Source organism: Petrotoga sp. 9T1HF07.CasAA.8.2, from assembly GCF_002895585.1.
Classification (GTDB): domain Bacteria; phylum Thermotogota; class Thermotogae; order Petrotogales; family Petrotogaceae; genus Petrotoga; species Petrotoga mobilis.
Map to the genome: position 1 here is coordinate 155,521 of NZ_AZRI01000012.1, position 12,216 is coordinate 167,736.

Annotated in this window: 11 protein-coding genes; 1 reads left to right on the forward strand and 10 read right to left on the reverse strand. The window is 34.0% G+C overall.

Features of this window, described 5'->3' with window-relative positions:
• Positions 1-34: 34 nt before the first annotated feature.
• The 10 genes from X925_RS02960 to trpS form a co-directional block, all read right to left on the reverse strand.
• Positions 35-676, reverse strand: coding sequence for a redox-sensing transcriptional repressor Rex (locus tag X925_RS02960; protein ID WP_233187720.1), 642 nt, complete (start codon positions 674-676; stop codon positions 35-37).
• An 82-nt stretch (positions 677-758) separates the two neighbouring features.
• Positions 759-3,245 carry a leucine--tRNA ligase gene (leuS, locus tag X925_RS02965; protein WP_121959073.1) on the reverse strand — a complete coding sequence of 829 codons (2,487 nt, stop codon included), beginning with the start codon at positions 3,243-3,245 and terminating at the stop codon, positions 759-761.
• A 60-nt stretch (positions 3,246-3,305) separates the two neighbouring features.
• A complete protein-coding gene (locus X925_RS02970) occupies positions 3,306-3,917 on the reverse strand; it encodes a hypothetical protein (protein WP_012208194.1) in 612 nt (203 codons plus the stop codon).
• Complete coding sequence (locus X925_RS02975) at positions 3,907-4,515, reverse strand: sigma-70 family RNA polymerase sigma factor (protein WP_233186734.1); 609 nt, start codon at positions 4,513-4,515, stop codon at positions 3,907-3,909. The genes X925_RS02970 and X925_RS02975 overlap by 11 nt, the downstream gene beginning before the upstream one ends.
• A 220-nt stretch (positions 4,516-4,735) precedes the next feature.
• Positions 4,736-5,947, reverse strand: coding sequence for a hypothetical protein (locus X925_RS02980; protein ID WP_121959074.1), 1,212 nt, complete (start codon positions 5,945-5,947; stop codon positions 4,736-4,738).
• Positions 5,948-5,961: 14 nt separating this feature from the next.
• Positions 5,962-7,038 carry a hypothetical protein gene (locus X925_RS02985; RefSeq protein WP_121959075.1) on the reverse strand — a complete coding sequence of 359 codons (1,077 nt, stop codon included), beginning with the start codon at positions 7,036-7,038 and terminating at the stop codon, positions 5,962-5,964.
• A gap of 383 nt (positions 7,039-7,421) precedes the next feature.
• A complete protein-coding gene (locus X925_RS02990) occupies positions 7,422-8,162 on the reverse strand; it encodes a pseudouridine synthase (protein WP_199171464.1) in 741 nt (246 codons plus the stop codon).
• Positions 8,122-8,658 carry an SMC-Scp complex subunit ScpB gene (locus X925_RS02995; RefSeq protein WP_121959076.1) on the reverse strand — a complete coding sequence of 179 codons (537 nt, stop codon included), beginning with the start codon at positions 8,656-8,658 and terminating at the stop codon, positions 8,122-8,124. Before X925_RS02995 ends, X925_RS02990 begins: the two co-directional genes overlap by 41 nt.
• A complete protein-coding gene (locus X925_RS03000) occupies positions 8,651-9,337 on the reverse strand; it encodes a segregation/condensation protein A (RefSeq protein WP_121959077.1) in 687 nt (228 codons plus the stop codon). The genes X925_RS02995 and X925_RS03000 overlap by 8 nt, the downstream gene beginning before the upstream one ends.
• A gap of 10 nt (positions 9,338-9,347) precedes the next feature.
• Positions 9,348-10,325, reverse strand: a complete 978-nt coding sequence (gene trpS / locus X925_RS03005; RefSeq protein ID WP_121959078.1) for a tryptophan--tRNA ligase — start codon at positions 10,323-10,325, stop codon at positions 9,348-9,350.
• Between the two features lie 252 nt (positions 10,326-10,577).
• On the opposite strand from trpS, the gene fliD reads away from it, so the two are divergent.
• The gene (gene fliD, locus X925_RS03010; RefSeq protein WP_121959079.1) at positions 10,578-12,086 is read left to right on the forward strand and encodes a flagellar filament capping protein FliD; all 1,509 of its coding nucleotides are present in this window, start codon (positions 10,578-10,580) and stop codon (positions 12,084-12,086) included.
• The last annotated feature ends 130 nt before the right edge of the window (positions 12,087-12,216 follow it).

Sequence of the window (12,216 nt, forward strand, 5' to 3'; positions counted from 1 at the left end):
AGTTGAGAACACTTAGGCTTTCAAATATCGGATTTTAGTCGTATTTACTGACTATTTCATACGTTAATGTTTTAAGAGAAATAACAAAATCCACATTCTCAATAACAACACGATCGTCGGAGTTCAAAGTTACCGGAGCAAAATTCAATATTCCTTTCACACCGGCTTCTATCAATATATTTGCAACCTCTTGAGCCACATTTGACGGAACAGTTAATATGGCTATTTCAAAATCAAGATCATTGTTTTTATTTTTTAACTCTTTAATATGTTTTATGAGAATACCGGGTAACAAAACAGAATTGATTTTTCTTTTATCTACATCGTACGCCGCAACTATTTTAAACTTGTATTTTTCTAATTCAGGATAATGAGAGATAGCCTTACCAAGATTTCCCACCCCTATAATTGCAACATTCCAAATTCTTTCCGTCCCTAAAATCTTTTGAATCTTTAAACACAGATTTTCAACATCGTATCCTACTCCCCTCTTCCCAAACTCTCCAAAATAAGATAGATCTTTTCTAACTTGAGAGGCTTTTATGTTTAGAGCTTCAGCGATCTCATGAGAAGAGGTCTTTGGTATTCCATCCTCCCGTAACTCTCTTAAAAATCTATTGTACATGGCTAGTCTTTTTATTGTAGGTTTAGGCACTTTTGGTGATTTCATATTCATGAGAAAGTTCTCACCAACGTGTTAATGATAGTTCATTTACAAACTGGTGAAAAACTTTTTTTCACCTCCTATTTGTTATTTCTTATTTGACCACTATGTTTATAATCTTTTTAGGAACGTAAATAATCTTTTCAATCTTTTTACCAGAGATATATTTTTGAACTTTATCATCTTCTAAAGCATAACTTTTTACTTCCTCTTCGTTTAAACTAACATCAACCGTTATCTGAGTTCTCAACTTCCCGTTTATTTGTACAGCTATAGTAATTTCTTCGGCCTTTAACGCATTTTTATCGATCTCAGGCCAACTTGCTTTAAATATAAAATCATCTTTTCCAAAATTCTTCCATAATTCTTCGCTTATGTGGGGCGCAATAGGAGATAACATCAATACAAAATCTTCAGAAAATTCTTTTAGTAAGTTGAGGTTCCAATCTTTATCGTCCGTGTTATTCAGATATGAGTTTAATTCATTCAAAAGTTCCATAAGTGAACTTACAGCAGTGTTAAATTGAAAATTGCCTTCTATATCGCTCGTTATTTTCTCAATAGTTTGATGCAACTTTCTTCTTAAATCCTTTTCAGATTTATTTTTCAAAGGATACTTTGGCTTATTTTCAAGATGAATTATCTTTTCCTGTATTTTCATGTACGTATTCCAAACCTTATTCAAGAATCTATATGTCCCTTCTATGCCTGAATCATTCCATTCAGCATCCCTTTCGGGAGGAGCCATAAAAAGAATGTAAGTTCTCAAGGCATCTGTACCATATTTTTCTATCATTTCTTCAGGAGACACAACGTTACCTTTTGATTTAGACATCTTAGCCCCGTTCCTGTATATCATACCCTGAGTGAAAAGATTTTTGAAAGGCTCATCAAAACTAACATAGTCAAGATCTTTCAATACTTTGGTAATGAATCTTGAATAAAGTAAGTGTAATATTGCATGTTCGACTCCACCTATATACTGATCTACAGGTAACCAATTATCTACATCCTCTTTATTGAAAGGTTTATCTTCCAGTTTTGGATTCACATATCTTATATAGTACCATGAGCTATCCACAAAGGTATCCATCGTATCAACTTCTCTTTTAGCTTTCCCACCACATTTTGGACATGTTGTTTCTTTAAAATCGGGATGATCGATCAAAGGACTTTTGCCGGTTGGCTCAAATTCAACATCCCTAGGAAGTTTTACGGGCAAATCATTTTCAGGCACAGGAACTACCCCACATTTTTCACAATATACAATGGGAATAGGAGCTCCCCAATACCTTTGTCTTGATATGAGCCAATCTCTCAATTTGTACTGGGTGACAACTTTTCCGACCTTTTTGTCTTCTAACCATTGAGAGATTTTCTTAATAGCTGTTTGGTTATTTAATCCCGTAAATTCTTCAGAATTGACCAAAACACCTTCACCAACGTAGGCTTTTTCTAGAATTTCTTCAGTCAACTCCTCATCTTCAGGCATAATAACAATTCTTATGGGAAGATCATATTTTTTCGCAAATTCAAAGTCCCTTTGATCATGTGCAGGAACAGCCATAATTGCTCCAGTACCGTATTCATACAAAATATAATTCGCAACGTAAACGGGAATCTTTTCTCCATTTACGGGATTTATTGCGTAACTTCCGGTGAAGACACCCTCCTTTTCAGCTCCCTCAGCGGTTCTTTTAAACCTATCTTGCAAACTTACTTTTTGCAAAAATTGATTTACTTTCTCACTATATTCTGGAGTTGTTAATTCCTCTACAAGAGGGGATTCGGGAGCCAATGCCATAAAGGTAACTCCCCACAAGGTGTCAGGCCTGGTAGTGAAAACTCTCAAGCTCCCTTTACCATTATCCAGCTTAAATTCTACTTCTGCTCCCACACTTTTACCTATCCAATTTTTCTGCATTGTTTTGACATTCTCAGGCCAGCCATTCAATTTTTCCAAATCATTTAGCAGCTTCTCAGCGTAGTCAGTTATTTTGAAATACCATTGTTCTAACTGTTTAATTTCCACAACCGTTCCGCATCTTTCACATCTTCCGTTCACAACTTGTTCATTAGCGAGAACCGTTTTACAGTTTGGACACCAATTAACAGGTGCTTTTTTCTTGTAGGCCAATCCATTTTTATACAATTGTAAAAAAATCCATTGTGTCCATTTGTAGTAATCTTCTTTACATGTTATAACTTCTCTTTCCCAATTATAGCTGATGCCTAACTTTTTAATTTGATTTCTGATGATATTGATGTTTTGCATAGTCCAATCTTCAGGATGAATGTTCCCCTTTTCTATCGCAGCATTTTCTGCAGGCAACCCAAACGCATCAAAACCAAATGGATGCATGACACTGTACCCTCTCATCCTTTTGTACCTAGCTATAACGTCGCCAATAACATAGTTTTTTACATGACCAACATGGAGGGTTCCGGAAGGGTAAGGAAACATTACCAAATCATAATATTTTTTTTGGTACTCTTCATTCGACACTTTAAAAGCATCTTTTTCTTGCCAGTTTCTTTGCCATTTTCTCTCTATCTCTTGTGGGTTGTAAGTTTTTTCCATCTATAGTCATTCCTCCAATGCTATCTATGATTTCTCTTTTGTTAATTATACCACAATTGACTATTTTCCTGTAACCGTTGGAATATAGAGGTTTAAATCTTCCATTATGTTTGAAATTTCTTTATCGGGATGTTTGATAAGTCTGTATTGACCAGGTTCTTTTATCAAAAAAAAGGTATTTTCAGGTACTCCACTCCTAAACGAAGCGTTAAAAGGAAGTGTATAGGTATATTGAGTTTCGATGGAAGGCTCTTTAAAAAAGTAAAATTTGTATGGATTCAACCCTGGTTTTAAATTTCCTTGAAAGATGTATCTACCCTCTGGATTTCTAAACGCCACCCACACATCGGAAGAACCTATAATATATATCTGAATGTAACCGGCATCTGATGGTTCATCTAAATTAGTGATAATTTTGTCCAGATCGTTTAGATTTTTTTCTAAAAAGTTGTTTGAAACTATGAATTTTTCAACCACACCATCTGGTTCAAAATATCTATTGAGATTAGTGATCTCTTTTTCTTGAGTCTCCAATTTTTCATTGACTGTTGAATTTAATCGATTGAATTGACTTTGCAGATCCCTCCTAAGTTCTATCACTCTAATCTCTGTGACAATGGATAAAACTATTGCTACTAAACTTACCACAAAGATAGTTATCTTAAATTTCATACTTACCTCCGAAAATCTCCGCTATATTATTGTATTCTTCTATATTTCTTGCGAAAATTTTTTTTATCTTCTGGATGGTGTTATCGACTTTTTTTGTATTTATTTCCATTTTATCCCCGATTTCTTGATATGAGTATCCATCTATCCATAATTCAACAATTTCCCTTTCGTTGCATTCGAGTTGTTCAAGACTCTTTGATAAAAAATATTCCTTGAGAAAATCCTTCTTTTCAGTATCAACGCTTTCTATATAATAATCGGCGTTTTCTGTAAATTCATCATCTGTGTTTTCCATGCTTACAGCTTCTGTCAAAACTTTATGTTTATTTCTGTTCAAGTAGGTGACAAAAGACTTGATCTCCGAAGAGATATTCATATAGGCAAAGCTTGAAAATTTAGCGTTTGCATCTTTTCTGAAATTATATACCGCTTGAATTAAACCCACCAAACCTATTTGTAAAAAGTCTTCGAATTCCAGCCATGTTCCATAATATTTCCCAACAATCGATTTCACCATAGGTTCAAACTTTTCAAGAATTATGCCTAGGGCTTGGTTGTCTCCTATTTGTGCAAGTTCTATAAGTTTATCCAAATTCATTCCCCTTAGCCTATAGATATGCCTACTCATATTGCTCCTCACAGCTACTAGATATTTAATACCTTTAACAACCTGAAAGATTTATATTTATAGTCCTTTTGCTTAATTCATTACAAAATTCAACTTTATTGATTCTTTTCTATTATACTACATTCAGCAAAATACTTTCAAAAAAAAGGGCGCCAAGCGCCCTTTTTTATGATTGTCTAAACCTTTGTTTTTAAAACCCTATGGCAAAACTTGATTTGAATGTAAACCCGTTCAAATCAAAAATTTTTTCAAGATCCTTTGCAGTAAGGGATAACTCCGTTCTACTTTCAATAATTCTGCTATCTATTCCAAAACCTAAGAATGTACTCCAATAATCATGATAATTTTCAATACCAACTGTCAACGGGATAAAATTGAAAAGAGAAGTTTTAGCTTGTACACCCCAGTCGATCTCTTGAGTATCCACATAGAACTCACCATATGGAATGACATCAAGTAAAACTACCGGTATCCTAAAAAATCCAGTAACACTCATTGGATAAGCATATGTTTCATTTACAGATTCAACCTCAATAGGTGATGAACTACTGGAATCTTCACTAAAAAGACTAATCGTTTCTTGATAAGAGATCTTGTAAGAAACCTTTGCCGGTATAACCGTTATGTTCTTTACAGCGATCCCCACAACAGGATTTTTAATCTCTCCAAAGGTTACACCTGCATCTATGGAATGTCCTGCATCGGTTAAAAATTTATCTGTTATGGTGTTAAACGTTATACTGTCAAGCTCATCACTGTTAAAAGGAGAGTACAAATCAACGTTCATGTTCAACTGGGCCGTTATTGTTCCTTCCTCTGTATCTGTAGAAAACTCGTATCCAATATCTGATTCCTCGGTATAGACTATGGGCAAAAATAAGTTGTAAACCAACCCAACCGACATACCATCGAAATTATAAGAAGCGTACGCCCCTGCTTTAAAAGATGTATCCAAATTTAACAACATCGTACCTTCGTCAGGTGTATTTATTTCATTACCATTGGCGATAAGATCTATCAAATCGTTTGGTACCGTCAAATCGCTTTTTAAATCACCATTGAGTACAACCCCAACACCCAAATCAAAGATATTTACTACTAAGTGTCCTTCAACATTATCATTGGTTATAAAGAATAAATCATCCGCTCCTAAGGAGGCATATATATCGTCGAAATCAACAGTAAACTTTGTAGCGGTCAATATGGGTAAAAGGTCTGCTACTTTGTAAGCGTTTTGATAGACCATTATATCTGGAGAGAGCTCAATTTCAAAATAATTTCTTTTACCTATTGATTCTAACAAAAGCGGATTCAAACTACTATCAAAAGATCTCAATCCTTCTGAAAAAATGATCAAAGAAATCGAAGAAACTATTAGCAATATTATAAACAATTTTTTCATAGTCATCCCCTCCTTTATTGTGCCCTTATAGGAATCGGTATTGTTATGTCTGTACCAAGATCCAACCAGAGGCTAAGATCTAACCTACCATCCATATTCAAAGTTCCTGTCTCTGATTGTGGTAATATTACTGTGAACACCAAATTGAAAGGAACCGTATCTTTCATATCTTCGATAAGGCCTGTTAAATTAAATTCAACAGTTTTATCTTCACCGACCGTTATTACCTTCGTTTCAGGTTCTGAGGCAGTAGCTTGATTATTTTCAACATCCCACCCTTGAACTTCCATCTTTAAGGGCAAACCAGTCGTGTTGTCGTAATCCATGTGAAGTATTAATGATTCCATATCATCGAGTATATCGCTCAAAACATCAGAATCTTCACCAGATCTGCCAAAGATATCCTCTTGGGGTACTTCATCTTCATTAGTATACAACTCTATGTCTTCAGTTATTGTGAATTCAAAAGGAAAATCCACCAAGAGTGCTATTGTTGTCGTTGCATACGCTGTAGATTCACTAGCAAAAGTTATTGACATAGATTCCAAAATCAAATCATTTTCAACATTAAAAAGATCTGCCAAATCAGTTTTAACTCCTGATGTTAATTTTTTAGGGCTACCTCCTGAAGTCAATGTGGCGTCAACCGTTACCCCTGTTGCATTTGTTACTACAAGAGTGGCTGGAAGGGAAGTTAACTGAATATCCTCCAAGATCCCCAAATCAATTCCTGAAAAAGAGGCTAACGGTTCAGGAGAAGTTAGAAGAGTATATTCGTCCGCAGGAACCGAACTAAAATCAAACGGTGCTATTTTAACCAAAATTTCTTGTCCGTCGAATATTTTCAAATCTACCCCATAAGTCAAGGGATTATCAGACTTTTGTGTGACGGTGGCATCGGAACCAAAACTTTCACTTAAACTACTTACAATATCTTCAGTATCCACTAAATCGGACATTGTAATACTTTCTGTTGCAATAGGTGCTTGAATAGTTGGATCCATTTTTAACTCAATCTCTTCAAGTGCACAGGACGTAAACAAAAATATACTTACAACTAACAACAAAAATACATAATAAAACCTTTTCATTTTTCTCACCCCCAAATTTATTTTTTTTCGCTACCTTTAGAAACTTTAAAACCTGTTTTAGCAGTCTTTCATCTTACAACTAACCAGAAAGTACCTGTGTTTTTTTGAAAACCTAAAAATCTCTAATTTATTTAAAACATCAGATTATACCATATTTATCTAAAATTAGATTATTTTTTTTAACTTCCTAAATTAATTTGATAATACTTTCTTTCCAAATAAAAAGAAAATGCAAAATAATTTAATTTTTTCGAATACGAGCCTTAATAATAATTAGCTATAATAAAAATACCCATCCCCCCGAAACATCATGATTGATATTTCGGCCCATCCAATGAGGACGCGTTTGCGTCCTCATTGTTTTATTCCCCCCACTTATTTGCCTATGAAAAGTTCGATAAAAGTCTATTTCTTACCTCTTCCACATCTCCTAAGGATTTTATATCTCCAGGCTTAGGGACTTCTTCTATACTCCATGGTCCAAATTTGATTCTTTTCAATTCTATAACTTGATAACCTAAAGCCTTTATCATGAGTTTTATCTGCCTTTTTTTACCTTCGTTTAAACTGATTTGCAAAAGGGATAGATCTTTTTCTTTTTTCAAAATTTTCACCTTGGATTTCATCGTTTTATATCCGGTTTCAAGTGTGATACCTTCTTCCAACGTCTGCAATTCTTTTTTTGAAGGCGTACCTTTTACCAATACTTCATAAACTTTTGTGACTTTATTTTCAGGTCTTAACAGATAATTGGCTAACTCACCATCGTTTGTCAGAAGCAAAATGCCGCTTGAATCGTAGTCAAGCCTACCAACGTAAAAAACTCTTTCTTCAATCTTTCCTTTCAGCAAATCATTTATTGTCTTTCTGCCGTATTGGTCTTTGAAAGTACACAAGACTCCTTTGGGTTTGTTCAAAAGGTAATAAACTTTGCTTTCAGCTTTCTTTTGTAGCTCGGAAAGATAATATTTTTTATTGTTAAATTCTATGAAATCATTTTCTTTTATTTCATACCACGGTTCTTTAACCAATTTACCGTTGACTTTCACGCCTTTAGTTAATATGTACTCTGAGGAATGTCTTCTACTCAGAGATATTATTTGAAGAGCCTTTTGTAGCTTCATTCTTTTTCATTTCCTCCAACTTTTTCAACGTTTTATCTGGTAAGAATTCGTAAAATTTTTCGGTAAGATGGTAGTATGTATGGTTTTTCTTTTTACTTTTTTTAACTAGATCGTATTCCATTAATTTCTTTAGTTGATAGTAACTATTTTTACCTCTGATTTTTTCCATTTCAACAACCCTGCTATCTCCATTCATAAATAGTATCGCTAATACTTCGAATTGAGTTTGTGTTAATTCAAATTTTCGAGGATTTGGAAAGATCATAGATTTTATTTCTGGCTTTATTTCAAATCTGTATTTGTTGCCGTTTTTTATCAATTCCACACCGTGTTGGTCACCGATATAATGCAGTTCTATTTCTTCTATATAATGTCTCAATTCTTCTTCTTTTATCTTTAAACGCTTGGAGATCTCTTTGAAAGATATACCGTTGGGCTTTGAGAATATTAATGCTTCTATCATTCGAATTTCTACATCTATTTTCTCTTTAGCCATTCAAATCACTTCCGAGATTTTGCGAGCTGAGTTTAATGAAGAGACCTTTTTCATATTTGAAAAAACCACGATTTACCAAAATTAGGGAAGCTAAAAACATTACCAAAAAATTCATCTTTTTATGTTGGGCATATTCGAAAAGATCTAGAATATTAAACTCGTCTTTTTTTTCGAGCATTCCTATTGCATCTTCTATACGATAACTTTCCCTGATAATCTCGAGTTTTTTTTGTTTTGTGATGTAATCATCGAAGAACTTTACCAGCTGATTTTCAACGATCTCTTTTTCTATTGATGCCTTATTCTTAACTCCAACAGGTTTTTTCTTATCTTCACCAAAATCTTTTTTAATAACCTCTTGAACTTTTTTGATAACATCGTAATTTTCAATGGTTTCGTATATGACCTCTCTATGTTTTCTAAATTCTTTGTCGTTATTAGAATTGGGAAGTAATTCTTTGGACTTCAAAAATGTCAAATAAGACGCTAATTCTAAAAATTCTCCTATGGAGTTTAAATCATTGAAGTTATCGTTGACGTAATCAACGAATATATCTGAGATGTAACTCACAGAGATTTTCCTAACAGGAATCTTTTTTTCTTTTATTAATTCAACGAGTTTAAAAAAAGGGCCAGAAAATATGTCTAATTTTATATCAACATAGTTAAAGTTAATTATACGTTCCTCCTTACCATCTTAAATGTAAACTCTCTCTAACCTCTTGCATAGTTTGGCTGGCAACCTTTCTTGCCTTTTCGTTCCCATCTTCAGCTATTTCTATTGCATCTTCCACAGAAGTAGAAGCTAATTTATCCCAAACTGGTTCAAGTCTTTCTTTCATGTTTTTGATCAACAACTTTTTACAGTCAACACACCCGATCCCGGCTGTGGTGCAACCATTCCATACCCAATCTTTTTCTTCTTGGGATTTGGTGAATGCCTTATGGTAATCCCATACTGGGCATTTTTCAGGATTTCCAGGATCTGTTCTTCTTATCCTAGCCGGATCGGTCATCATGGGTAGAATTTTCTCTTTCAACTCTTTCTCATTAGTTTCTATGTTTATAACGTTACCATAGCTTTTAGACATTTTTCTTCCATCTGTACCCGGTAGTTTTGGCACTTTGGAAATGATCGGTTGTGGTTCAGGAAATATTTCTTTGTACTTCATATTAAACTTTCTGGCGATTTCTCGCGTGAATTCCAAATGGTAAATTTGGTCTTCACCAACAGGCACACTATCTCCTTTATATATTAAAATATCTGCAGCTTGTAAAACAGGGTATCCCAAAAAACCTAAGTTAGTTAAATCTCTAGTTGATATGTTGCTTATTTGTTCTTTATAGGTTGGTATTCTTTCTAATCGTGAAACAGATGCTATCATACTAAAAATTAAATAAAGTTCCGCGTGTTCTTTTATGGCGGATTGAACAAATAAAACACTTTTTTTAGGATCCAACCCTACCGCCACATAATGCCTGATTATATCAAAAGTAGATGGTTGTATTATCTCGGGTGTATCATAATGAGAGGTCAAGGCATGCCAATCAGCGACGAAGAAAAAATTTTTGTCTGATTTATTTTGAATCTCTACCCAATTTTCTAAGGTAACAAAGTTTCCTATGTGTAATTTACCAGTAGCTCTCATTCCACTTAGAACGGTCATCTTTTACCTCCGTTTATTATATGTTTTTTTCTGTTCTTAATTATTATAGCATAGATTTGCTGTTAAGGGGCTTTAAAATTATATAAAGAAGTTATTCTTTTCATAATTTTTATGGTATTTCCTTTAGGATACACAAACTTCCATAAAGAATTAATAAAATGAATCAATAGTATGACTGGGTTAATCGTTAAAGTTTTCTTAAGATAAGTCGATAATGAATAGGTGAGAAATAATACAAAGGAAGTGAAGACCATGGATAGTAACCCTTATGTTGGTACTTTTCAATTAACTGGCGCCGTTTCAGGAATGGATACACAAGCAATGGTCCAAAAATTAATGGAAGTAGAACAACAACCTTTAAATAGAGCTCAAGAAAAATTTAATACTCTTACCTACAAACAAAATCTGTGGATGCAAGTTGACAACAAGTTGGAGGATTTTTATGATTATCTGATCACTTTCAAATTGAAAAGTACTTTGATCCCAAAAAGTGCCATATCTTCTGACGAAAGTGTATTAACCGCTACTGCTCCTGCAGATGCTGATAACTCAACTTTTTACCTGAAAGTTAATTCTTTGGCTTCACCTACCGTTCTTTTAGGGGAGAACATAGACTCAACGATTAAAAAAAGTTCAACTGTAGGAGAGGTTATAGGTACAACAGGGGATTCAACTTTTACCATAACAAAAGGAAGTGATTCTGATACTATAACCGTTTCAGACAGTGAAACAATTCAAAACCTCATAGACAAAATAAACAATTCAACCTTGGGAGTAGAAGCAAAATTTGATGATGCAAACGGTAAATTTTTTATTCTCAACAAAGAAAATGGAAATGTTGATATTAACTTATCTGCCACTTCGGGCTCTAACGGTGAAACCTTAATTACAAAACTTAATTTAAATGGAACACCTGCAGCAGACAGCGATAATACTGTTAGGACCTTAGGGAGTTTGGGACAGGTTGAATTGTCTTTTGATGGGAGCATGACTATCACCACTTATGACGGCCTAACAGAAAACACTTTGAACGTTTTCGGTACAACGATCGATTTAAAATCAACCTCTAGTAGTTATGTGAAAATTTCTATTGAACAAGATATAGACAAGAGTGTTGAAAAGATAAAGGAATTTGTCGATAAGTACAACGAAACGATTAATTATGTTTATGATTTATTACATGAAGACCGAGTTACCGATAAGCCTACTGAAGAGATGACAGAAGAAGATTATATGAAAGGGATGCTAAAAGGGGATAATAACTTAGAGAAAATATTTTATAATTTAAGAAATATGGTTTACTCACCTGTAGATATAGAACAGTCTGGTTCTCAATATAATGCGCTTTTTGATATTGGCATAACCTCAGGAGATTTAGGGGCTGGTTATGAGAATACAATGAAAGGACTATTGAGCGTCGATGAAGATAAACTTAGAGAGGCTTTGAATACTAATGCTGAAGATGTTTGGAAGTTGTTTGCAACAAACGATACAACTAATAAAGAATATGGTTACGCTCAATCTGTTCAGAATTATTTGTATGAAGTAACTAAGTTCAATGGCTATATAGATCAAATTGCCGGAACGAACGGCACCATAGGTAACGAGATGAGACGACTAGCAAATGAAATGACCAACCTATTAGACAGGCTTCAAAGAAAAGAAGCACAATATTATGCCCAGTTCTCAGCTATGGAACAAGCCATTCAACAATTGAACGCACAAGGATTGTACATACAAAACGCTTTTTCTAACCAATAGATAAATCAATAACCGGTACTGTTTTAAAACAGTACCGGTTATTTTATTTTTACTATTTTTATTTTTTTACCCGACAGATTTTTCTTGTGCAGCTTCAGCTTCTTTTTCAGGTTGAACAACTTCGTAATTT

What these genes read in the sequence shown, in the direction of transcription:
- X925_RS02960 (WP_233187720.1), bottom strand. Translation starts at nt 676, where the DNA reads ATGAATATGAAATCACCAAAAGTGCCTAAACCTACAATAAAAAGACTA.
- leuS (WP_121959073.1), bottom strand. Translation starts at nt 3,245, where the DNA reads ATGGAAAAAACTTACAACCCACAAGAGATAGAGAGAAAATGGCAAAGA.
- X925_RS02970 (WP_012208194.1), bottom strand. Translation starts at nt 3,917, where the DNA reads ATGAAATTTAAGATAACTATCTTTGTGGTAAGTTTAGTAGCAATAGTT.
- X925_RS02975 (WP_233186734.1), bottom strand. Translation starts at nt 4,515, where the DNA reads ATGAATTTGGATAAACTTATAGAACTTGCACAAATAGGAGACAACCAA.
- X925_RS02980 (WP_121959074.1), bottom strand. Translation starts at nt 5,947, where the DNA reads ATGAAAAAATTGTTTATAATATTGCTAATAGTTTCTTCGATTTCTTTG.
- X925_RS02985 (WP_121959075.1), bottom strand. Translation starts at nt 7,038, where the DNA reads ATGAAAAGGTTTTATTATGTATTTTTGTTGTTAGTTGTAAGTATATTT.
- X925_RS02990 (WP_199171464.1), bottom strand. Translation starts at nt 8,162, where the DNA reads ATGAAGCTACAAAAGGCTCTTCAAATAATATCTCTGAGTAGAAGACAT.
- X925_RS02995 (WP_121959076.1), bottom strand. Translation starts at nt 8,658, where the DNA reads ATGGCTAAAGAGAAAATAGATGTAGAAATTCGAATGATAGAAGCATTA.
- trpS (WP_121959078.1), bottom strand. Translation starts at nt 10,325, where the DNA reads ATGACCGTTCTAAGTGGAATGAGAGCTACTGGTAAATTACACATAGGA.
- fliD (WP_121959079.1), top strand. Translation starts at nt 10,578, where the DNA reads ATGGATAGTAACCCTTATGTTGGTACTTTTCAATTAACTGGCGCCGTT.